The organism is Pseudonocardia sp. DSM 110487 (genome assembly GCF_019468565.1).
Taxonomy (GTDB): Bacteria; Actinomycetota; Actinomycetes; order Mycobacteriales; family Pseudonocardiaceae; genus Pseudonocardia.
In genome coordinates, this window is the sequence record NZ_CP080521.1 from 9,099,754 (window position 1) to 9,121,716 (window position 21,963).

Annotated in this window: 19 protein-coding genes; 7 read left to right on the plus strand and 12 right to left on the minus strand. The window is 72.0% G+C overall.

All coding sequences use genetic code 11. The annotated features are described in order from the left end of the window. Positions 1–10: 10 nt before the first annotated feature. The 6 genes from purH to sucC form a co-directional block, all read right to left on the minus strand. Entirely contained in the window at positions 11–1,567 is a 1,557-nt protein-coding gene (purH, locus tag K1T35_RS42770) for a bifunctional phosphoribosylaminoimidazolecarboxamide formyltransferase/IMP cyclohydrolase (RefSeq protein ID WP_220257360.1), read from the minus strand. Continuing rightward, positions 1,564–2,211 (minus strand): phosphoribosylglycinamide formyltransferase, encoded by a 648-nt coding sequence (gene purN / locus K1T35_RS42775; RefSeq protein ID WP_220257361.1) that lies wholly within the window; start codon positions 2,209–2,211, stop codon positions 1,564–1,566. Before purN ends, purH begins: the two co-directional genes overlap by 4 nt. A gap of 84 nt (positions 2,212–2,295) precedes the next feature. Beyond that, positions 2,296–4,221, minus strand: coding sequence for a DUF6350 family protein (locus tag K1T35_RS42780; protein ID WP_220257362.1), 1,926 nt, complete (start codon positions 4,219–4,221; stop codon positions 2,296–2,298). A gap of 88 nt (positions 4,222–4,309) precedes the next feature. After that, positions 4,310–5,287 carry a DUF5336 domain-containing protein gene (locus K1T35_RS42785; RefSeq protein WP_220257363.1) on the minus strand — a complete coding sequence of 326 codons (978 nt, stop codon included), beginning with the start codon at positions 5,285–5,287 and terminating at the stop codon, positions 4,310–4,312. Between the two features lie 228 nt (positions 5,288–5,515). Next, positions 5,516–6,403, minus strand: a complete 888-nt coding sequence (sucD, locus tag K1T35_RS42790; RefSeq protein ID WP_220257364.1) for a succinate--CoA ligase subunit alpha — start codon at positions 6,401–6,403, stop codon at positions 5,516–5,518. A gap of 3 nt (positions 6,404–6,406) precedes the next feature. Then, complete coding sequence (gene sucC, locus K1T35_RS42795; protein ID WP_220257365.1) at positions 6,407–7,576, minus strand: ADP-forming succinate--CoA ligase subunit beta; 1,170 nt, start codon at positions 7,574–7,576, stop codon at positions 6,407–6,409. Positions 7,577–7,770: 194 nt separating this feature from the next. Here sucC and K1T35_RS42800 point away from each other — a divergent pair, with 194 nt between their 5' ends. Both K1T35_RS42800 and K1T35_RS42805 read left to right on the plus strand, forming a co-directional pair. Continuing rightward, the gene (locus K1T35_RS42800) at positions 7,771–8,775 is read left to right on the plus strand and encodes a triacylglycerol lipase (protein WP_220257366.1); all 1,005 of its coding nucleotides are present in this window, start codon (positions 7,771–7,773) and stop codon (positions 8,773–8,775) included. A gap of 139 nt (positions 8,776–8,914) precedes the next feature. Then, entirely contained in the window at positions 8,915–9,769 is an 855-nt protein-coding gene (locus K1T35_RS42805) for a M23 family metallopeptidase (protein ID WP_220257367.1), read from the plus strand. 5 nt (positions 9,770–9,774) lie between these two features. On the opposite strand, the gene K1T35_RS42810 is transcribed toward K1T35_RS42805, so the two are convergent. Both K1T35_RS42810 and pcrA read right to left on the minus strand, forming a co-directional pair. Continuing rightward, positions 9,775–10,350, minus strand: a complete 576-nt coding sequence (locus K1T35_RS42810) for a Uma2 family endonuclease (RefSeq protein WP_220257368.1) — start codon at positions 10,348–10,350, stop codon at positions 9,775–9,777. A 66-nt stretch (positions 10,351–10,416) separates the two neighbouring features. Next, positions 10,417–12,747: a DNA helicase PcrA gene (gene pcrA / locus K1T35_RS42815; RefSeq protein WP_220257369.1), complete on the minus strand. Its 2,331-nt coding sequence runs from the start codon at positions 12,745–12,747 to the stop codon at positions 10,417–10,419. A 191-nt stretch (positions 12,748–12,938) separates the two neighbouring features. Between pcrA and K1T35_RS42820 the strand changes: the two genes are divergently transcribed. From K1T35_RS42820 to K1T35_RS42830, 3 genes are all read left to right on the plus strand, one after another. After that, on the plus strand, positions 12,939–13,238 hold the full coding sequence (locus K1T35_RS42820) for a chorismate mutase (protein WP_220263220.1): 300 nt from the start codon (positions 12,939–12,941) through the stop codon (positions 13,236–13,238). A 57-nt stretch (positions 13,239–13,295) separates the two neighbouring features. Then, positions 13,296–13,616: a hypothetical protein gene (locus tag K1T35_RS42825; RefSeq protein ID WP_220257370.1), complete on the plus strand. Its 321-nt coding sequence runs from the start codon at positions 13,296–13,298 to the stop codon at positions 13,614–13,616. A gap of 319 nt (positions 13,617–13,935) precedes the next feature. Then, a complete protein-coding gene (locus K1T35_RS42830) occupies positions 13,936–15,048 on the plus strand; it encodes a hypothetical protein (protein ID WP_220257371.1) in 1,113 nt (370 codons plus the stop codon). Between the two features lie 27 nt (positions 15,049–15,075). Here K1T35_RS42830 and K1T35_RS42835 read toward each other — a convergent pair whose 3' ends face one another. Together K1T35_RS42835 and K1T35_RS42840 are read right to left on the minus strand one after the other, a co-directional pair. Beyond that, the gene (locus tag K1T35_RS42835) at positions 15,076–15,747 is read right to left on the minus strand and encodes a response regulator transcription factor (RefSeq protein WP_142106547.1); all 672 of its coding nucleotides are present in this window, start codon (positions 15,745–15,747) and stop codon (positions 15,076–15,078) included. Beyond that, a complete protein-coding gene (locus K1T35_RS42840) occupies positions 15,744–17,045 on the minus strand; it encodes an ATP-binding protein (protein WP_255622766.1) in 1,302 nt (433 codons plus the stop codon). Before K1T35_RS42840 ends, K1T35_RS42835 begins: the two co-directional genes overlap by 4 nt. Positions 17,046–17,156: 111 nt before the next feature. On the opposite strand from K1T35_RS42840, the gene K1T35_RS42845 reads away from it, so the two are divergent. After that, the gene (locus tag K1T35_RS42845) at positions 17,157–18,386 is read left to right on the plus strand and encodes a PspC domain-containing protein (protein ID WP_220257373.1); all 1,230 of its coding nucleotides are present in this window, start codon (positions 17,157–17,159) and stop codon (positions 18,384–18,386) included. Further along, positions 18,379–18,588, plus strand: a complete 210-nt coding sequence (locus tag K1T35_RS42850) for a hypothetical protein (RefSeq protein ID WP_220257374.1) — start codon at positions 18,379–18,381, stop codon at positions 18,586–18,588. The genes K1T35_RS42845 and K1T35_RS42850 overlap by 8 nt, the downstream gene beginning before the upstream one ends. A 66-nt stretch (positions 18,589–18,654) precedes the next feature. On the opposite strand, the gene guaA is transcribed toward K1T35_RS42850, so the two are convergent. Together guaA and K1T35_RS42860 are read right to left on the minus strand one after the other, a co-directional pair. Then, a complete protein-coding gene (gene guaA, locus K1T35_RS42855; protein ID WP_220257375.1) occupies positions 18,655–20,202 on the minus strand; it encodes a glutamine-hydrolyzing GMP synthase in 1,548 nt (515 codons plus the stop codon). A gap of 614 nt (positions 20,203–20,816) precedes the next feature. Next, on the minus strand, positions 20,817–21,941 hold the full coding sequence (locus K1T35_RS42860; RefSeq protein WP_220257376.1) for a GuaB3 family IMP dehydrogenase-related protein: 1,125 nt from the start codon (positions 21,939–21,941) through the stop codon (positions 20,817–20,819). Positions 21,942–21,963 lie beyond the last annotated feature (22 nt).

The window sequence follows — 21,963 nt, forward strand, 5'->3', positions numbered from 1 at the left end:
TAGGCCGTGCCTAGTGCGCGAAGTGCCGGGTGCCGGTGAAGTACATGGACACGCCCGCCGCGGCCGCCGCGTCGATCGACAGCTGGTCGCGAACCGAGCCACCCGGCTGCACGACGGCCCGCACGCCCGCCTCGAGCAGCACCTCCAGCCCGTCTGCGAACGGGAAGTACGCGTCGGAGGCCCCGACCGAACCACGAGCGCGGTCACCGGCGCGCTGCACCGCGAGCCGGCACGAGTCGACCCGGTTGACCTGCCCCATCCCGATCCCGACCGCCGCGCGACCTGACGCCAGCAGGATCGCGTTCGACTTCACCGACCGGCAGGCCAGCCAGGCGAACGCGAGATCGGCGAGCACGTCGTCCGGCACCGGCTCACCGGTGGCGAGGGTCCACGTCGCCGGGTCGTCACCCGCGGCATCCACGGCGTCGCGCTGCTGCAGCAGCAGCCCGCCCGAGATCGGCCGCAGCTCGGCACCCCGCCGCTCGACGGCGTCCGGCAGCCTCAGCACGCGGATGTTCTTCTTCTGGGTGAGCACCTCGAGCGCGCCGTCCGCGTAGCCGGGCGCCACCACGACCTCCGTGAACACCTCCGCGACCTGCTCGGCCATCGCGACGCTCACCTCGGTGTTCGTCGCGATCACGCCCCCGAACGCGCTGACGGGGTCAGTGGCGTGCGCGCGCCGGTGCGCCTCTGCGACGTCGGCGCCCACCGCGATGCCGCACGGGTTGGCGTGCTTGATGATCGCGACGCACGGGCCGTCGTGGTCGTGCGCCGCGCGCCAGGCCGCGTCGGCGTCGACGTAGTTGTTGTAGGACATCTCCTTGCCGTGCAGCTGCTCGGCCGCCGCGAGGCCGGGCCGCCCCGAGACGTACAGGGCAGCCTGCTGGTGCGGGTTCTCGCCGTAGCGCAGGTTGGCGGCGCGGTCCCACGTGGCGCCCACCCACGACGGGAACACCCCGGCGTCCGCTTCTGGGGCCAACACGCTGCCCATCCAGGACGCCACGGCCACGTCGTACGTCGCGGTGTGCCGGAATGCGGCCGCGGCCAGCAGCCGCCGGTCCTCCAGCGCGAAGCCGCCGTTCTTGACGTGCTCCAGCACCCACTCGTACCGCCCGGGCTCGACGACGACGGCAACGCTGTCGTGGTTCTTCGCCGACGCCCTGACCATCGCGGGCCCACCGATGTCGATCTGCTCGACGCACTCCGCGGGCGTCGCGCCCGATGCCACCGTCTCGGTGAACGGGTACAGGTTCGACACGAGCAGGTCGAACGGCGCGATGTCCAGCTCCTCGAGCTGGGCCACGTGCGCCGGGTTGCGGGTGTCGGCGAGCAGGCCCGCGTGCACGCGCGGGTGCAGCGTCTTCACGCGCCCGTCCAGGCATTCGGGGAACCCGGTGAGCTCCTCGACGGGCGTGACCGGAACCCCGGAGTCGGCGATCCGCTGCGCGGTGGAGCCGGTGGAGACGATCTCGACGCCGAGCGCGTGCAGGCCCGCGGCGAGCTCCGTGAGCCCGGTCTTGTCGTACACGCTGATCAAGGCCCGGCGTACGGGGCGGCGCTCGGTCACGGAATGGTCACCTCTCGTCCGGTCACGGTGGCCCCTTCCCGGGCCAACGCGGCGACGGTGCCGACCAGCAGCCGCCGCTCCTCGATCTTGATGCGTTCGTGCAGCGTGTCGACGGTGTCACCGGGCTCGACGGGCACCGCGCTCTGGGCGAGCACAGGGCCGGTGTCCACGCCGTCGTCGACGATGTGCACGGTGGCGCCGGTGACCTTCACCCCGTATGCGAGCGCGTCGGCCACCCCCCGGACTCCGGGGAACGCCGGCAGCAGCGCGGGGTGCGTGTTGATCATCGGGCTGCCGACGCTCGCGAGGAAACCCGGACCCAGGATCTTCATGAAGCCCGCGCTCACCACGAGGTCGGGGCGGTGCTCGGAGACGGCCTTGGCCATGGCGGCATCCCATGCCGCGCGGTCGGCGTGATCGGCGACCCGCACCGTGAAGGCCGGGATCCCGGCTCGACGAGCGCGCTCGAGGCCCTCGATGCCGTCGCGGTCGGCCCCGACGGCCACCACGCGCGCCGGGAATCCGGGCTCCGCGGCCGCGTCGAGGAGTGCCTGTAGCAACGTGCCCGACCCGGACACGAGCACGACGACCCGGGCGGGAACGGGGATCTCGACCCGGTACGAACGGCGCTGCGACGCGGGCACGCGAGAGCTCCTCGAGGGGTCAGGGAATCGCCTCTTACGGTGTTCAGCGTAGGCGGCGGTGCAGGTCACACCGCCTTCGGACCGTCAGTTGCCCTTCCGAGGCTCGCGCCCATCCCGCTCAGCGGACTCCTCGGCGCGCTGGGCGACGAGCTCGGCCACGGTCTTCGGACCGCGCTGCTCCGGAACGGCCGCCGCTTGCGTCTCCACCACCTGTGGCTCGGTCCGCCGCCACCACCGACGGCGCGACGGGCGCTCGACCAGCTCGGAAGCACGACGGGCGGCTGGGACGCGGCGGGGTGTGGCCCGGTCGGGAGCGTCGTCGTCGTGGCGGCGCTGCGCGCCGCGCCGGGCCGGGCGGCTCTTCGCCCGCTCGCCCCTTCCGCGTGCCTGCGACGGGTCACGCGAGTCGTTGCCTGCCGCAGGTGTCCGGTCGGCCTCAGTGCCGGACGGTGCCTCTGGCCTGCTGTCGCCGGTCCGGGCCGAGTCGACCTCGGCCGGGGCTCGCTCGCCCTCCGCCGGGTCGGTCTCGGCCTCGACGGCTCCATCGCGGTCGACCTCATCGTCGCGTTCGGCGTGTTCCTCTCCACCGCCGGTCCCGGCATCCTCGGCCCGGTCGGCTTCGGCTTCGGCTTCGATGTCGTCGCCCGCGCGCTCGGCGTCAGGGGGATCGGCGTCAGGGGGATCGGCGTCAGGAGGATCGGCGGCCTCGGCATCGGATTCACCGGCGGCGTCGACCACGATCTCACCGGCCTCTGCCGGGTCATCATCAGCCCGCTCGGGTCCGGCATCGGCGTGTGACGCCTGAGCCCCGCTCGATCCAGTGCCGCTCTGGCTCGACCGGAGCACCGCTACCAGCATGATGGGCACCCCGACCCACAACAGCACCGCGGGCACGAGCAGCTCGACGGGCAGCCGCACCGGGTCGAACGGGCCGGTGGCCAGCCGGCCGCCGGTCAGGAACGCGAGCAGCCCTGTCAGCGCGGCCGTGGCGACGGCGGTGGCGACGGCCGCCGAGAACTGGTACCCGTCGGGCGCCGCGCGGCGGGACGTGAGTCCTGCGAGCAGGCCGACGCCGATCGGCAGCAGGAACACCGTGAGCACCCACACCGGTGGCACACCGCTCGGCATCGCGGCGAGCAGCGGGAAACTCGACGGCGCCGCGCTGTTCGTGACGAACGGCGACGCCGTGGCGGCGCCGACCGTGATCCCCGGGCCGAGAGCCCAGCTGAGCCCGCCGACGACGGCGTTGGGCAGGTAGGCGATCGCGAGGAAGGTGACACCGACCGCCGCCCCGAAGCCGGGGGCCAGCCGCGAGTAGGCCGACGCCACCGCACCCGCCTGCACCACAAGGCCCGTCAGCAGAACGGCAGATCCGACGAACGCCAGCCCGGTCACCGCGACCGCCGTTCCACGCATCGCAGGACGCAGCCACCCGGGCGGCCGAGCCGCCGCGTCAGCGGGCAACCCGCACGCCCGCAGCACGCCCGCTGCGGCCGCCAGCCCGGACACCAGTCCGCCCCCGACCATCGCCGACCACGGCGCCACCGCCACTTCGGCCGCCCGCGGCAGCAACGCGCTGCCCAGTACCGCGACGGCGGCGTGGGCGCCCGCGACCGCCGCGAGCACGGCACCGGCGTCGTGCCGGGGCCGGCAGCCGAGCCTGCGCACCGTCCAGCCGGCGCCCAGCGCGATCACCGCCGCGATGCCCGCTGTCGGGAGCAAGGGCAGCACGCTGAGCGGCTGGCCCTCCAGCAAGAGGGGGATCTGGTGCGCCGCGAGCCAGAGCGGGATCGCGGCGGCGAACGCGCCGTCGATCGAGACGGCGCCACCCGCCGTGAAGATCACCACGGCGGCCGCGGGCACGAGCAGGGCGTAGCTGAGCAGCACGGTGCCCATCGCTCCGGCCAGCAGCAGCCGCAGGCGGTCGAGGCCCTCGACCCCGCTCGGGTCGAGGCCGGGCTCCGGGTCGGGCGCTGGTTCGTGGTCGGTGCCGGCGAGGGTGCTCGTCACCCGCCCAGGGTTGCAGCGCTACCCGCTCGGGTGGAGCAGGCTCGCCGAGGCCGGTGGCACCCGCCGCAAGTGTGCAGGGACCGCCCTCCTAGCCGGGCGGGTTGGACGGGCCGTTCTGGCGTTCGCCGGGCTGCTTGATGATCCGGGTCTGGTCGACGCTGGTCTTGTCCGCGTCGCCGTTATCCGGGCGTGCGGGCGTCTGGGGGATGGCGGACGTGGGCTCGCCGGACGCGCCGTGGGGAACGGGGCCACCGTGGGCGCTCGGGGTGTCCCCGCCCTCCGATCCGCCGCCGTACCAGCTCGGCGCCGCGCCTGCGGGGCGGGCGCCGGGGTCGGTCTGGGCCCACGAGCCCTGTGGCTGCTGCTGCTGCCCGAAACCACCGGGCGCACCGTAACCCTGCTGCCCCTGCCCGTATCCAGGCTGCTGCCCGTACTGCCCTGGCTGGCCGTAGCCGGGCGCACCGTAACCCTGCTGCCCGTAACCCTGCTGCTGCCCGTACTGCCCGTAGCCGCCCGGCTGGCCGTACCCCGGCGGGTACTGGCTGTAGCCGCCCGGCTGGCCGTATCCCTGGGGCGCACGCGGCCGAGGGGCGGGCGCCTTCACGAGGCCCGCGTCGAGCAGCACCGCACCGATCACGGCCACTGCCTGGAGGAACGCCAGCACCAGCGCGATGATGGCGGTGGTGGATGCTCCGCCCTGGGCCACGGCCTGTAGCAGGAACAACGTGCCGGTGACCACGATCACCGCGGCGGGCACGAGCACTCGCCCCACCTTGGGCAGCAACGCCGCGCCTGCGAGCAACCCGCCGCCGAGCAGCAAGAAGCCGATGAGGCTGCCGGACAGCCCGGCCTCGATGAAGCCGAGCACGTAGATCACGAGACCGAGCCCGGCGGTGGCGAGCACCAGCAGCCTGGCCGGGCCGGGAGCGAGCTGGGGATCCTCCGGCGCGGTGGTTGCCGACTCGGAGCTCGGGGCAGGAACGGCCGGCGACCCGGACGCCTGCGGCGCAGGCGACGGGGACGGCGTGGGCTGCCCTGGCCCCTGGGCTCCCGGCTGCTGACTCATGAAGTATCTCCCTCCGTGCGGACTCCCGCGGTCGGGCGCAGGCGGTGCAACCGAACGTAGTCCATCGAACGGGTGTCGGTTCTGGCGGGCGATCAGCGCTGTGCCGCGTCGGCGACCTCGTGCAACCCGCCGTGCACGCTCCACGAGCGGGTGCCCCTGTTGCGGCGAAGCCACCTTCCCGCAAGGTGGTTGCGGGAAGGTGGCTTCGCTGCAATCCAGAGCCGGGTCCTACAGACCCGCGAGGATGTCCTTCATCAGCTGCGCCGTCTCGCTCGGCGTCTTGCCGACCTTGACCCCGGCCGCTTCCAGGGCGTCCTTCTTGGCCTGGGCCGTGCCCGCCGAGCCCGACACGATCGCCCCGGCGTGGCCCATGGTCTTGCCCTCCGGCGCGGTGAACCCGGCCACGTAGCCCACGACCGGCTTGGTCACGTTCGCCTGGATGAAGTCCGCGGCCCGCTCCTCGGCGTCCCCACCGATCTCACCGATCATCACGATCGCCTTGGTGTCCGGGTCCTCTTCGAAGGCCGCCAGTGCGTCGATGTGCGTGGTGCCGATCACCGGGTCACCACCGATCCCGATCGCGGTGGAGAAGCCGTACTCCCGCAGCTCGTACATCATCTGGTAGGTCAACGTCCCGGACTTCGACACCAACCCGATCGGGCCGGCACCGGCGATGTCGGCCGGGATGATCCCCGCGTTCGACTTCCCCGGCGAGATGATCCCCGGGCAGTTCGGGCCGATGATCCGCGTCTTGTTGCCCTTGGCCGTGGCATGCGCCCAGAAGTAGGCCGAGTCGTGGACCGGGATGCCCTCGGTGATCACCACGGCGAGGGGGATCTCGGCGTCGATCGCCTCGATCACCGCGTCCTTGGCGAACCGCGGCGGCACGAACACGACGCTGACGTCGGCGCCGGTCTCCTTGATGGCCTCCTCGACGGTGCCGAACACCGTGAGGTCCTTGCCACCGATCGTCACGGTGGTACCGGCCTTGCGGGCGTTCACACCACCGACGATGTTGGTACCGGCCGCCAGCATCTTGGTGGTGTGCTTGGTGCCCTCACCACCGGTCATGCCCTGGACGATGACCTTGCTGTTCTCGTTGAGGAAGATCGACATCTCTCAGGCTCCTGCCGCGGCCAGCTCGGCGGCCTTGTCGGCCGCGTTGTCCATCGTGTCCACCTGGGTGACCAGCGGATGGTTCGCCTCGTCGAGGATCCGGCGGCCTTCCAGGACGTTGTTGCCGTCCAGCCGCACCACCAGCGGCTTGGTGGCGGCGTCGCCGAGGATCTTCAGCGCCTCGACGATCCCGTTGGCCACCGCATCGCAGGCGGTGATCCCGCCGAACACGTTGACGAACACGCTCTTGACGTCCGGGTCGCCCAGGATCACGTCCAACCCGGCCGCCATCACCTCGGCCGAGGCGCCACCGCCGATGTCCAGGAAGTTCGCCGGCTTCACCCCGCCGTGCTTCTCCCCGGCGTACGCCACCACGTCCAGCGTGGACATGACCAGGCCGGCGCCGTTGCCGATGATGCCGACCTCGCCGTCGAGCTTGACGTAGTTGAGGTCCTTCGCCTTCGCCTTGGCCTCGAGGGGGTCCTCGGTGCGCTGGTCCACCAGGTCGGCGTGCCCGGGGTGGCGGAAGTCCGCGTTGCCGTCCAGCGTGACCTTGCCGTCCAGCGCGACGACCTTGCCCTGCGGGTCGCGCACGAGCGGGTTGACCTCGACCAGCGTGGCGTCCTCGGAGACGAACGTCTCCCACAGCTTGACGATCACGTCGGCGGCCTGGTCGGCGACGGCGGCAGGGATCTTCCCCTGGGCCACGATGTCGGCGGCTTTTGCGCGGTCGACTCCCGCAATCGAGTCGATCGGCACCCGCGCCAGCGCCTCCGGGCGCTCGACGGCGAGCTGCTCGATCTCCATGCCGCCCTCGGCCGAGCACATCGCGAGGAACGTGCGGTTCGAGCGGTCCAGCAGGAACGAGAAGTAGTACTCCTCCGCGATGTCGCTGGCCTCGGTGACCAGCACCTGGTGCACGGTGTGGCCCTTGATGTCCATGCCGAGGATCGCGGCGGCCTTCTCCTTCGCCTCCTCGGGCGTCTCGGCCAGCTTCACGCCGCCCGCCTTGCCGCGCCCACCGGTCTTCACCTGGGCCTTCACCACCACGGCCGTGCCGAGCTCGGCCGCGGCGGCGCCTGCCTCCTCTGCCGTCTCGACCGTGCGGCCCGGCAGGACCGGCACTCCGTGCGCGGCGAAGAGCTCCTTCGCCTGGTACTCGTAGAGGTCCACTCGGGTCTCCCTGCCCACTCCGCTGTGCGTCACGGGCGCCTGGCCCGCGAAATCCGCTGCCTCGCCGACCCTAGCGACGGCTCCCGCACCCGCTCTGACCTGGTCTGGTGACGGCAGTCACCCCGGGCCGCCACTGTCTGCAGCGTCACCGTCTCCAGCGGGCGGGAAAGGCGATCCTCACCTACCGTTTCCGTATGGCGCTGGTCCATACAGGGGTGGACCGCCTGGCCCGCATGGCCGGGGCGGCGCAGGCCACTGCGGCCGACCTCACACGGGCAGGCGCATACGCCGCTCGGACGTTCGGCAGCCCGGCCGGCATCCGCGGGCTCGCGGTGGAGTGGGCGTGGCTCACCGCACATCTCGCCGTCTACCCGGCGGGGTTCGTGCGCGAGCACCTGCACGCCCCGACCGGCCACCGCACCGACCCGCTGCCCCCGCTGCACCGCAGCCTCGTGGTCACCGACGTCGAGGCGGCCGGAACCCCGATCCTGCTGCTGCACGGGATCATGGACAACCGCTCGGTGTTCACCGTGTTCCGGCGCGCGCTGCGACGGCGCGGCTTCGGGGTCGTGCACGCGGTGAACTACAGCCTGTTCACCGAGGACATCCGCACGGCAGCACACCGGCTGAGCCAGCAGGTCGACGAGCTGCGCGAGCTCGCGGGCGCCGAGCGGGTCCACATCGTCGGCCACTCGCTCGGCGGGATGATCGCCCGGTACTACGTCCAGCGGATGGGCGGAGCCGCCGCCGTCGACACCCTCGTCACGCTCGGCAGCCCGCACGGTGGCACCCTCGCCGCCCACCTGCTCCCCACGCCGCTCGCGCGCCAGCTCCGTCCCGGATCGGACGTGATCGCCGAGCTCGCGCGGCCCGCACCGGCGTGCGACACGCGGTTCCTCGTGGTCTGGAGCCGCATGGACCAGATGGTGCTGCCGCAGCGCAACGGCCGGCTGCGGCATCCCGACCTCGACGTCGAGGAGCTCGAAATTCGTGACCTCGGTCACTTATCGCTCCCGATCGACCCACGGACGGTGCACTGGGTAGCCGCCGCACTGGGCCGAACGGCGCGGTCACATCACCCGTCAAGCCCAGGTCAGCCCTACTCACGGGTCACTTCGGAACGCTCCGCATCCGCTCGTCACCCACATTCTGACGCTGCGTCGATAACACCGCCACGCCGCGCGAGGAGTTGCCCGTAGCGGAGCAGCCTCGCTACCGTCCCCCGGTCCGTGTCACAGGCCGGTCACGGTGGCAACCCCGAACGCCGCCGCAGCGGGATCCCCAGCCCGCGCCGCCGGATTGCGATGCGACACCCCGGTCAGTCGAGAAGGGCAGGTCTTGGCGCGCCACCGCTCCCCCAGCGGCGCCCAGGCGGACGACCCGGGTCGTACGACGCCCCTGCGCGTCGTCGACGTCCCGGGCGTGCGCCATCTCCCGGCGCCCCCTGCCGCGTCGGTGCGCGGGCGCGCCACCGTCGCCGCGGTGGCCGCCGGTGCGGTGGTTGCGGGCGGTCAGACCCTCGCCACGACGTTCTTCGACAGCACGCAGGCGGTTGCCGCACTGCAGCCCGTCGCGCAGGTGACGAAGGAGCCGCCCGCAGACAGCACCGCCTCCCTCGCAGGCGCGATCGGCGGCGACCAGCTACTGCCCGACCCGCTCGCGATCGACGCGCTCGACCCGGCCTCCCAGGTGGACGTCCAGAACCTCGCCAAGGCCGTGGACATCGGGCGCGACCTCGCCCGGCAGGCAGCGAAGATCGAGGCGGCACTGTCCGACGGCGCCCCGGAGGCGTACCTCTACGGCGAGACCGCGTTCGTCAAACCCACGGTCGGGCATCTCACATCCCTCTTCGGCAGCCGCTGGGGCAGGGCACACGAGGGCATCGACATCGCGGGACCGATCGGCACGCCGATCTACGCGCTCACCGACGCTGTGGTCGAGGAATCCGGCCCCGCGACCGGGTACGGCCTGTGGGTGGTGTTGCGCCACACCGACGGCACGCAGAGCGTCTACGGACACGTCAACCGGACGTTCGTCAAAGAGGGCGAGAAGGTCAAGGCGGGCGAGGAGATCGCCGAGATCGGCAACCGGGGCTACTCCACCGGCCCGCACCTGCACCTGGAGGTCTGGAGCTCGGAGGGCACCAAGATCAACCCGCTGACCTGGCTGCGCAAGCGCGGGATCGAGTACTAGGCCGCCTAGCGGCCGCGCGCCAGCGATCGGAGATCGGCCTCGAGCGGCCACGGGCGATCGAGGCGCAGCACGCCGTCCGGCGCCGTGGCGTACTCCCGGTAGACCCCGTCCTCGAGCTCGAACGCCGACGCACGCACCTTGTCGAGGCCATCGTGCAGATCCACCCGCAGGTAGAACGGGACGCCCGCCTCCGCGTAGTCGCCGTGTTTCACGATCCGGTCCTGGCGGAAGTTGCCAGGTGACGTGACCTCTGCAAGGAGCAGGACGTCATCGATTCCCACGTGGAGGACGTCCATCTCGGCACGGGCCACCACTACATCGGGGATCCTGATGTGGTCCTTCCACAGCCGCACGTTGGCGCCGGGCAGCGCTTCCCAACGGCCGTCCGGCCGGGTGGTCTGGAACAGATGAGTGAGCTCACGAACCAGCCGGTGATGTGGCACCGACGACAACGGGCTCACGACGAGCATCCCGTCGACCAGCTCGATGCGCGCCGGGGTCTCCGGCAGGGCGAAGTACTCCTCCTCGGTCCACGGACCGGGGTGCGCGAAGACCGCTTCGTACAGGGCGTCGACAGACATCGTGGGCCTCCCGAGATCAGTGTCACACGCGCATGGACGGGATCCGAGCGCCCCGGGTTCCACCGCTCACAGCTTTTGTAGCGGCACCCCACCGATGAGCATCAGCCGCACCGTGCCCGCGCTACCGAAGTCGATCAGCACCCGCTGGGTGGCCTTGTCGGACTCGACGACCGTGCCGAGGCCGTACTTGTCGTGGTTGACCCGGTCGCCGACATCGAGGGAGATCGACGCCTTGAGCGCGGCCTTGGGGACGTTCCAGCTGCCGCGGTCGGTGGCCGCGGGCCTGCGGCCGAACCCGAACCGGCCCACCGGCGCCGAGCGTTCCGACTCGGCGCGCCGCCACTCCACCAGGTCATCGGGCACCTCGGCGAGGAACCGCGACGCCGGGTTGGCGTTGGGCTGCCCGAACGACGAGCGGATCATCGCCCGGGACAGGTACAGCCGCTGCCGCGCCCGCGTGATGCCGACGTAGGCGAGGCGCCGCTCCTCGGCCAGCTCGGCCGCATCGCCCATCGCCCGCATGTGCGGGAACACGCCGTCCTCCCAACCGGTGAGGAACACGACCGGGAACTCGAGACCCTTCGCCGTGTGCAGGGTCATCAGCGTGACCATGCCCTCGTCGTTGTCGGGGATCGAGTCGGCGTCGGCGACCAGCGCCACCCGCTCCAGGAACGCCGCGAGCGAGCCGGGAGCGGGCGCTCCCACCTCGACGTCGGAGTCGTCGAGGTCGGCGACAGCGGCGTCGCCCGCGAACTCGCGCGCCACCGTGACGAGCTCCGCGAGGTTCTCGCGGCGCGAGCCGTCCTGCGGGTCGTCGCTCGCCTCCAGCTCGGCGGTGTAGCCGGTGCGCGCGTAGACGGCCTCCAGGATCTCCGCCGTTTCGTCGCCGCGCTCCACCAGCTCGTTCAGCTCGTCGAGCAGCTGGACGAACGAGGCGATGCACCGCTGCGACCGCGTGACCAGCCCGGGAATCCGCTCCGGCTGCTCTGCCGCGATCCGCAGCGCGGCGGCGAACGAGGTGCGCTCCCGGTCGGCGTAGGTGGCCACCAGCTCCTCGGCGCGCTCGCCGATGCCGCGCTTGGGGACGTTGAGGATGCGGCGCAGGCTGACGGTGTCCTCAGGGTTGGACAGCACCCGTAGGTACGCCAGCGCGTCGCGCACCTCCTTGCGCTCGTAGAAACGCACCCCGCCCACGACCTTGTACGGCAGTCCGACGCGCAGGAACACGTCCTCGAACACGCGCGACTGGGAGTTGGTGCGGTAGAAGACCGCGACATCGGAATTCCGGAACTCACCGGAATCCACCAGCCGGTCGATCTCCTGCGCGACGAACGCGGCCTCGTCGTGTTCGTTGTCGGCGACGTACCCGACCACCTTCGCGCCATCGCCCTGATCGGACCACAGCCGCTTGTCGCGCCGGTCCGGGTTGCGCGCGATGACCGCGTTGGCCGCCGAGAGGATGCGCTGGGTGGAGCGGTAGTTCTGCTCCAGCATGATCGTTCGCGCGTTCGGGAAGTCCTGCTCGAACTCGATGATGTTGCGGATGCTCGCGCCGCGGAACGCGTAGATCGACTGGTCGGAGTCGCCCACCACGCACAGCTCGCCCGGCTCGACTCCGTCGGCGGCGGGGGCGACGAGCTCGCGCACCAGCACGTACTGGGCGTGGTTGGTGTCCTGGTACTCGTCGACCAGCACGTGCCGGAACCGGCGCCGGTAGTACTCGGCAACGGCCGGCAGCCGCTGCAGCAGCGCGACGGTCTCCATGATCAAGTCGTCGAAGTCGAACGCGTTGGCCGTGCGCAGCCGCGCCTGGTACACCCCGTAGACCTCGGCGACCTTGCGCTCGAAGTCGTTGGCGGCCCGCTCGGCGGCGTCGTCGGCCGACAGCAGCTCGTTCTTGAGGTTCGAGATCTGCGCCGCGACCCCACGGGCGGAGAACTTCTTCGGGTCGAGCTCCAGATCACGCAGGACCAGGCCGACGAGCCGGCGCGTGTCGTCGGCGTCGTAGACGGAGAACGCGCTGCGCACGCCGAGGTGCTTGGCCTCGCGACGCAGGATGCGCACGCACATCGAGTGGAACGTGGACACCCACATCGCGTTGCCGCGCCTGCCGACGAGCGCGTCGACGCGCTCCTTCATCTCGGCGGCTGCCTTGTTGGTGAAGGTGATCGACATGATCTCGCCGGGGTGGACCCCGCGCTCGGCGAGCAGCCACGCGATGCGGTGGGTGAGCACACGGGTCTTGCCCGAGCCCGCCCCCGCGACGATCAGCAGCGGCGTCCCGGCGTGGACCACCGCCTCGCGCTGGCGCGGATTGAGCCCCTCCAGCAGCGCAGCACCGCGCTCCGTGCGGGGCTGGACAGGGTTCTCTGTAGGCAGTTCGAACAGCGCGCTCATCGTGTTCGAAAGGGTACCGCCGCTCCCCGACAGCCCCCGGTGTGGCACACTGCTGGCGTGCTTCTGATCAGCCGCCGATTTTTCTACGGGTACCGGACACCGGTGCCCGTGGCCAGCTGAATCAGCCCCCACGACGCCCCGGAGTCCATCGGACCCGGGGCGTTTGCGCGTCACGGGCCCGGGCCGGGCACCTGCAGGAGGAGACCGTGACCGTGACAGCCGAGAACCAGACCGAGAACCCGACCGCCGAGGACATCGACGTGCTGCGCGTCGAGATCGACCACCTCGACGCGGAGATCCTGCGTTTGGTCAAACGCCGCACCGAGGTGTCGAAGACCATCGGCAAGGCACGGATGGCCGCCGGCGGGCCGCGGATCGTCTACAGCCGGGAGATGGCCGTGCTCGCCCGCTTCCGCGAGCTCGGCAGCGAGGGCCGCGACCTCGGGCTGCTCCTGCTGCGGCTCGGCCGGGGACGTCTCGGGAGCAGCTGACACGTGAACCGCGGAGTTTCCCGGCGCGACGTCGCCCTTCCGTGGCACTCTTGTGCCATGGGTGCCGTGTTCGGGATCGTCGCAGCAGTGATTGCCCTGGTCGGCCTCGTCGTCGCACTCGGGCACGTCGGCTACCTGGCGCTGCTCGGCAACGCGGCGAAGAAGCGCGGGCTCTCCGGTGGCACCACCGCCGACTACGTCAACAGCCGCTGGAAAGTGGCGGGTGGCGCCGCCGGGGTCGCCCTGCTGGGCCTGCTGCTCACCGGCGCCGAATCCGTGCCGGTCGACCTCGTCGGGCTGCTGCTCGGTGGTGGCGCAGGCGTCTACGCCAAGCAGGCTCTCGACTCCACCCGGTCGCGGTTCCGCACGCTGCCCTGATCGAAAACGCGTTCGTCCCGATCTCGGAATGATCACGACGCGATCCATCCGCCGCATGCTGTGCGCAAGCCGAGCGGCCCTGGCGGACCGACGAGCGGGTTGACCAAGCGCCCGGCGGCAGCTCAGATGGCCGAGCGGTCGGTAATCGTCGTTGAACGGAAATACGCCGTTCGTGTGACGTGCGACGAGCGGACGAATGACACTTGGTACCCGTCATCGGCATCCGGTAGACATTCTGACGTCCGTTCACTCCAAGGGAGGACGTCACGCTGTGGCTCAGATCCGGTTCGGAGATGGATCAGATGCACCCGCAACGGAAGTGATCACCGTTGCCGACCTGCTGAGCCGCAATGCGCCCGCTCCCGTAAGGGAGGTCGAGCCGGACACCGGCGGTATTTCGGTGGGCGCCCTCCTCCGTCGCGAGGGTCGCGCCCCCCACTCCGCCGACCGGCCCCTGCAGCTGCGGCCCAACCAGCCGGCCTCCACCGGCGACGAGGGCGGCGCCGACCGGCGCGTCCTCGTGCGCCGCGGCGCGATCGCCGCGGGCACGCTCCTGGCCGCCGGGTCGGTCCTCGGGGCCGCGATGCTCACCGAGGTCGCTCCCACGGCGAACCAGACGCCGGCCACCGGCGGCGCAGAGGGCGACGGCCCGTACGCGGGCCAGGGCCTGCTCGACCCCGAGGCCCCGGTCGCCGCGGCCCCGGACAACAGCGTGGTGATCGACCAGGCCGCGGCCCGTGACCCGCTCGACCCCGGCGCCCCTGCCCCGTCCGACTGGATCCCGGTGGCCTTCCCCGGCCCGCTGGCGGGAGAGAACGCCGGCACCGGAGCCACCGACGGCGGTGACCCCGGCAACGGCCGCTCCAGCGGCAGTTCCGGCGACGACAGCTCGCGTGCCGCCGCCGATGCGGGCGACGATGACGACGATTCCACGAAGAAGTCCTCCGGCGGCAGCGGATCGTCCTCGAGCGGTGGCTCGAGCGCCGGCAGCAGCGATTCCGGCAGCGATTCCGGCAGCAACGACTCCGATGGGTCGAGCGGCGGCGACAGCGACAGCGACGGCGGTGACAGCGACGACGACGGCGGCGGCCTGCTCGACACCGTCGGCGACACCGTCGGCGGGCTCGTCAACGGCCTCGGCCTCGGCGGGGGCGGCGACAGCGAGAAGAGCAGCAATGACGACGGCGACGACGAGGACAGCAAGAGCTCCCGCTCGATGAGCCTCATGTCCGCCGACGATGAAGACTCGTCCGCTCCCCAAGACGAGGAAGACTCGGAGTCCAGCAGCGATGCCAAGAGCAGCGACAGCGACGACTCCGAGGACGGCGACGGCGACAGCGACAACAGCGACGGTGGTGACAGCGACGACGACGGCGATGGTGGGGGCCTCGTCGGCGGCCTGCTCGGCACCGTCGGCGGTCTGCTCCGCTGACGCGGCGGTGGGCGTCGGGCCGGCCTCCTAGACGAGACGCCGGTCCGACGCCCACCGCGAGAGCTCGTAGCGGTTCGACAGCTGCGTCTTGCGCAGCACGCTCGAGACGTGGGTCTCCACGGTCTTCACCGAGATGAACAGCTCTCCCGCGATCTCCTTGTACGCGTAGCCCCGCGCGAGCAGCCGCAGCACGTCGCGCTCGCGGCGCGTGAGCAGGTCCAGCTCCGGATCACCGGGCGGAGCCGCGCCGGGCCGGTCGGAGAACACGTCCAGCACGAAGCCGGCCAGCCGCGGCGAGAACACCGCGTCGCCCGACTTCACGCGCCGCACCGCGTCGGCGAGCTCCCGACCGGAGATCGTCTTCGTGACGTAGCCGCGGGCGCCGGCGCGGATGACCGCGATGACGTCCTCGGCCGCGTCCGACACCGACAGGGCCAGGAACACCACGTCCGGCAACTCGGGGCGCAGCTGACGCAGCACCTCGGCCCCGCCACCGTCGGGCATGTGGACGTCCAGCAGCACCACGTCGGGCCGCAGGTGGCGGATGGCGGCCACCGCCTCGTCGACGGAGCCTGCCTCCCCCACGACGGTGACGTCCGGGACGTGCCGGTCGAGTTCGGCCCGAACCCCTGAACGGAACAGGCCGTGGTCGTCGACCAGGAAGACGCGGATGGGCGCGTCGGTCGATTCGGTGGTCATGACTTCGACTCCTGTGAAAGTTCGTCCTGCTCGGCGGTGCGCCCGTCGACCGGCATGGAGATGTGCACCTCGGTGCCTTCGCCCGGCGTGCTGCGCAGCCGTACGACGCCGCCGTGCCGCTCCATCCTGCCGTGCACGGAGTCGGCGAGGCCGTGCCGGTCGGTGGGAACGCCGTCCGGATCGAAGCCGACGCCGCGGTCGCGCACGAACACGTGCACCTCCTCCGGCTCGACCTCGACGTACACGCTGACCTCACCGACCTTCGCATGCTTGGCCGCGTTGACCATTGCTTCCCGCGCGGCGAGCACGAGCGCTCGCAGCCCGTCGTCGAGGGGGCGGTCGCCGACCACGACGGGGCGCACGTCGATCGCGTAGGTGTCCTCCACCTCAGCGGCGGCGGTGGTGATCGCGTCGGCCAGTCCTTCCGAGAGCGCGGGGTCGCCGGACGCACGACCGGAACGGCCGTACCCGGTGGGGCCGTACAACCAGTGGCGCAGCTCGCGTTCCTGGCCGCGGGCCAGCCGCAGCACCTCGCGCGGCTGGTCGGACTGGCGCTGGATGAGCGCCAGCGTCTGCAGCACCGAGTCGTGCAGGTGTGCGGCGATCTCGGCTCGCTCGGTCTCGATGATGCGCTCGCGGCGTTCCTCGGAGAGCTCACGCATGAGGCGCACCCACCACGGGATGGTGAGCACGCCGACGCCGAGCAACGTGGCCAGCACCGCGAGCATCCCGAACTGCACCTGCGAGAGGTCGAGGTTGCCCAACAGGAACACCCCGATCCCGGTGGCGACGAACAGCGCGCCCGCGAGCACACGCCACAGCGCGGCCCGGCCACGACCCGTGACGCCGGTGACGCCAGACCGCGCGCCCTCGGTCCAGCGCCTGCGCTGCGACTCGTCGGCCTCCCGCCACACGACCGCGGCACCGACCGCCGCCACCCCGAGCGGGCCGACGATCCAACCGACCACGGTGTTGCCCAGCGCCGCGGCCGCGAGCCCTGCACCGATGCCGAGCGCGGCCAGCCCGAGCGCCTGCTGGCGCTCGGCACGCCCGAGCGGGCGCTGCACCTCCGTGGGCTCCTGCCGCACGAAGATCCAGAGAAGCCCGTAGGCGACGACGCCCGCGCCGTTGACCGCGGCGAGCAGCACGAACGCGGTGCGCACCCAGAGCACGTTGACGCCGAGGTGGTCGGCCACACCCCCGGCGACGCCCGCCACGAGGCGAGCGCTGCGCCTGCGCATCAGCGGCGGCGCACCGGAGGGCAACGGCGCAAGCGCGCCGGCCGCGGGGAGTCCCATCACACACCCATGGTCACACGCGCGAGAAGGGAGGACATCGGGGAAACCTCCGGGACGGCTCCGGGCCATCCCCCATCCTCGGGGGTCACGTCGGGAGGCACTCTGAGCGTCATGAGTCGTACGGACGTCGGCGAGACACTGCGCGAGATGTGGGAGACACGCCCCGCCCGGCCGAGGGACGACCGCCAGGTGGCGGGGGTGGCAGCGGGCATCGCGCGCCGCTACGACATCGACCCCGTGCTGGTACGGGTCGGGTTCGTGGTGGCCGCGTTCTCCGGGATCGGCGCGGCGCTCTACATCGCCGGCTGGATCCTGCTGCCCGCCGCGCCCGCCGACCCGGCGGCCCCGCGCCCGACCCGGCCACGCACGTGGCTCGTCGTCGCGCTCGCCATCGGCGCCGCGGTGACCATGGGCAGCGTGTTCGGCGGCAACGGCCCCGATTGGATCCTTCCGCTGCTGGTCGTGGCCGGTCTGCTGTACCTGCTGCACCGCAGCCGGGGCGACCGCGGCGCACGGGCGGCGGAGGCACCGACGGTGGCCGCGCCCATGGCCGCGCCCGGGCCGTCGCTGTTGAAGGAGCCGACCGGCGCGGCAGGCAGCACCGAGCCGCCGGTGAACCCGCCAGCATGGGACCCGCTCGGCGCCGCCCCCTTCGCGTGGGACCTGCCGGAACCCTCGCCCGCACAGGCCGAGCCACCACCGCGCAGGCTGCCCGTCACGCCGGTGACGCTCGGGCTCGCGCTGATCGTCGGCAGTGCCGCCGCCGTGATCATGATGCTCGGGGGGATGCTGACGCTCGCGAACCTGGCCGTGCTGTGCGGCGTGGTACTCACGGTGCTCGGCGCCGGGCTGGTGCTCGGGGCGTTCCTGCGGACCGGGCGCGGCCTCATCCCGTTCGCCCTGCTGCTGAGCGCGCTCACCTGGGCGATCGTGGCGGCGCCCGTGGACCGCTGGGAGGGTGACGGGTACGGCGAGCTGGTCGCCGCACCCACCACAGAGGCCGCACTGCAGAAAAGCTACGAGCGCGGCGCCGGCGAGATCGACCTCGACCTGCGCAACCTCGACCTGAGCGTGCCGCCGGACGGCAACACGAGCCCCGTGCGGACCCGGATCTCGATGGGAGCGGGCGACGTGACCGTGCGGGTACCGCCCACGGCCGACGTCACCCTGACGGCAGCGGCCGGGTTCGGTGACGTCCGCTTCGGCGGCCTCGAGGACGACGGCCCGGACGCGCACGTGCAGGTGATCGACGATCTCGGCACCGACGGCGTGCGCAGCGGGCGGCCGCTCGTTCTCGACATCGATGCAGGTCTGGCAGACGTGGAGGTGCGCCGTGGCTGAGCTGGTGAAGAAGGAGACGAGGCGGGGGCCCGACCCGCTGGCCCTGGTCGTGGGGCTGCTCACGCTGGCGATGGCCGCGAGCGCCTTCGTCGGCGAGGTGCCGTCGCTCGCCGGCTTCGACGCGCGGTGGCTGCTGGCGGCGGGGGCCGCCGTGATCGGGCTGCTGCTGTTGGTGGGGAGCCTGCGGGGGCGTCGCCGATAGGAGAAGGGCTTCGTAGGACAGGTCGTGAGCGGATACGCGTGCAGGAGCACGCGTATCCGCTCACGACTATTCCCACTCGATGGTGCCAGGCGGCTTGCTCGTGACGTCCAGGACGACCCGGTTGACCTCGGCCACCTCGTTGGTGATGCGCGTGGAGATGCGCTCCAGCAGGTCGTAGGGCAGGCGGGTCCAGTCGGCGGTCATCGCGTCCTCGCTGGAGACCGGCCGCAGCACCACGGGGTGGCCGTACGTACGCCCGTCGCCCTGGACTCCGACGCTGCGGACGTCGGCCAGCAGCACCACGGGGCACTGCCAGATGTCGCGGTCGAGCCCCGCGTAGGTGAGCTCCTCGCGGGCGATCGCATCGGCGTCCCGCAGCGTGGCCAGCCGGTCGGCCGTGACCTCCCCGATGATCCGGATGCCGAGGCCGGGCCCGGGGAACGGCTGGCGGTGCACGATCGTCTCGGGCAGCCCGAGCTCGGCGCCCACCCGGCGCACCTCGTCCTTGAACAGCGCCCGCAACGGCTCGACCAGCTCGAACTCGAGGTCGTCCGGCAGTCCGCCCACGTTGTGGTGGCTCTTGATCGTGGCCGTGCCCGACCCTCCGCCGGACTCGACGACGTCCGGGTAGAGCGTTCCCTGGACCAGGAACCCGACGTGCTCGCTCTCCGCGACCTCCGCCGTGGCGGCCTCGAACACCCGGATGAACTCCCGGCCGATGATCTTGCGCTTCTCCTCGGGGTCGCTGACCCCGGTTAGCGCGTCGAGGAAGCGGTCGCGGGCGTCGACGGTGTGCAGCTTCGCACCGGTGGCGGCGACGAAGTCGCGCTCCACCTGCTCGCGCTCACCGGCCCGCAGCAGGCCGTGGTCGACGAACACACACGTGAGCCGGTCGCCGATGGCGCGGTGGACGAGCGCCGCTGCGACGGCCGAATCGACGCCGCCGGAGAGGCCACAGATGGCCCGCCCCTCCCCGACCTGCGCCCGCACGGCGTCGATGGTGTCGTCGATGATCGAGGACGTCGTCCAGCCCGGGCTGATGCCCGCGACCTCGTGCAGGAACCGCCGCAGCACCTCCTGCCCGTGCGGCGAGTGCCCGACCTCGGGGTGGTACTGCACGCCCGCCAGTCGCCGCACCGGGTCCTCGAACGCGGCCACCGCCGCCCGCTCGGACGACGCCGTCACGGTGAAGCCCTCCGGCGCGCGCACCACCGAGTCACCGTGGCTCATCCACACCGGGTGCCGCGCCGGCAGCCCGTCGTGCAGCGTGCTCCCACCGCAGAGGGTCAGCTCCGTGCGCCCGTACTCGCGGGTGCCGTCCGGCGCCACCTCTCCGCCGAGCGCCCGCGCCATCGCCTGGAAGCCGTAGCACAGCCCCAGCACCGGGATGCCGGTGCGGAACAGCTCGGGATCGACGCTCGGCGCACCCGGCTCGTACACGCTCGACGGCCCACCGGACAGGATCAGCGCCGCAGGCTTGCGGGCGACGATCTCGGCCACCGGCGTGTCCCCCGGGATGATCTCCGAGTAGACCTGCGCCTCACGCACCCGGCGGGCGATCAGCTGGGCGTACTGGGCGCCGTAGTCGACGACGAGGACGGTGGGGGGTTGCACCGCACCAGGGTAGGCGCTGCTTCCGGCGACCGAGCGTGCACCGGTTCACCCCGCGACCAGAATCACTGCACGCCCACCGACCCTGGTGACTAGACGGTTGATTCCTGGGTTCTGGGTGGTCGTAGACGATGCGCGGGCCTGTTCGGCGGTGGTGGCCGCGCATGATCCGATGTGGCGGTTGTCCATGGCTGCGGTGACAACCATGGACAACCGCTCATTCGACGGGGTGTTGCCACCGGTCCTCGGGTGGGCGCGCCCGCGCTCCGCGCGTGTCCGGTCCCGCGGTGGCCGAGTCGGAGGATGACCGATCCCGTGGGCGCTCTGCGAGATGCTCGTCTTGCCCTCCCGGACCTCTGGACGAGCACGTCCCGTCCGGTGCATGGCGGCTTTCGGTGTTCACCGTCGGGCGGAGGGTCGGGACCACCGGATAGTTGCGTAGGCACCGGGCAGGGACGGGCTCGTCGAGTACGGGCGTGCCCCAAGCCGGGGACGACGCGCCCAAGCCAACGTTGCTGACCAGGTGGACACCGGAGACCGCACCTCGTGGATCCGCGTTCCGCGGAACGCGGCACGGGTGTCGGTGGTCTCGCTACGCGCCGGCTCTCGCGCGCCGGTCAACCGCGGACCGTCAGCCCCACCCGCTGGAACTCCTTCAGGTCCGAGTACCCCGTCTTCGCCATCGCCCGCCGCAGGGCACCGAAGAGGTTGACCGTGCCGTAGGGGCTGCGGGTCGGGCCGAAGAGCAGGGTCTCCAGGTCGATGTCACCCTGCAGGTACCCGGAGATCTCCGACCGGGGAAGCGACGGGTGCGCCACAGCCGAGGTCCAGTACAGGCCCCGGCCAGGGCTCTCGGACGACCCGGCGAGCTGCTCACCCAGCATCACGGCGTCGGCGCCGCACGCGATCGCCTTGGCCATGTCGCCGGAGCCCGCCATGCCGCCGTCGGCGATCACGTGGACGTACCGGCCGCCCGTCTCGTCGAGGTAGTCGCGGCGCGCGGCGGCCGCGTCGACGATCGCGGTTGCCATCGGGACGCCGATGCCGAGCACGTCGTCGGTGGTGGTGGCCGACGACTCGCCGTACCCGACGATCACGCCCGCGGCGCCGGTGCGCATGAGGTGCATGGCCGTGCGGTAGTCGCCGCAGCCGCCTGCAACCACCGGGACGTCGAGGGAGTTGATGAACTCCTTCAGGTTCAGCGGCTCCCCACCGGACACGTGCTCGGCCGAGATGATCGTGCCCTGCACGAACAGGATCTCGACGCCCCCGGCGAGCAGGTCGGGGGTGAGCTCGCGGGCGCGCTGCGGGCTCACGCGGGCGGCGACGGTGACGCCGGCCTCCCGCACGGCCTTGAGCGCCTCGGTGAGCAGGGCGGGCTGGATCGGGGCGGAGTGCAGCTCCTGCAACAGCCGGATCGCGGCGAGGGGGTCGTCGTCCTCCACCGCGTCGACCACCCGCTCCAGCGCGCCCTCGGCGTCGGCGTGGCGGGCCCACAGGCCCTCCGCGTTGAGCACCGCGAGGCCGCCGAGCTGGCCGATCCGCGCGGCGGTCGACGGCGAGACGATCGCGTCGGTCGGATGGGTGACGAGCGGGATCCCGAAGTGGTACGCGTCGAGCTGCCAGGCGGTCGAGACCTCCTGCGAGCTGCGCGTCCGCCGGGACGGCACGATCTCGACCTGGTTCAGGTCGTAGCTGCGACGGGCCTCCCGGCCCATCCCGATCTCCACGAGGTCACGCACGGGTGACCAGCCTAGATGGCCC

Excerpts from the sequence above, each read along its gene's own strand:
- K1T35_RS42785 (WP_220257363.1), bottom strand. The coding sequence starts at position 5,287 with ATGAGTCAGCAGCCGGGAGCCCAGGGGCCAGGGCAGCCCACGCCGTCC.
- sucD (WP_220257364.1), bottom strand. The coding sequence starts at position 6,403 with ATGTCGATCTTCCTCAACGAGAACAGCAAGGTCATCGTCCAGGGCATG.
- K1T35_RS42800 (WP_220257366.1), top strand. The coding sequence starts at position 7,771 with ATGGCGCTGGTCCATACAGGGGTGGACCGCCTGGCCCGCATGGCCGGG.
- K1T35_RS42810 (WP_220257368.1), bottom strand. The coding sequence starts at position 10,350 with ATGTCTGTCGACGCCCTGTACGAAGCGGTCTTCGCGCACCCCGGTCCG.
- pcrA (WP_220257369.1), bottom strand. The coding sequence starts at position 12,747 with ATGAGCGCGCTGTTCGAACTGCCTACAGAGAACCCTGTCCAGCCCCGC.
- K1T35_RS42825 (WP_220257370.1), top strand. The coding sequence starts at position 13,296 with ATGGGTGCCGTGTTCGGGATCGTCGCAGCAGTGATTGCCCTGGTCGGC.
- K1T35_RS42835 (WP_142106547.1), bottom strand. The coding sequence starts at position 15,747 with ATGACCACCGAATCGACCGACGCGCCCATCCGCGTCTTCCTGGTCGAC.
- K1T35_RS42840 (WP_255622766.1), bottom strand. The coding sequence starts at position 17,045 with ATGGGACTCCCCGCGGCCGGCGCGCTTGCGCCGTTGCCCTCCGGTGCG.
- K1T35_RS42845 (WP_220257373.1), top strand. The coding sequence starts at position 17,157 with ATGAGTCGTACGGACGTCGGCGAGACACTGCGCGAGATGTGGGAGACA.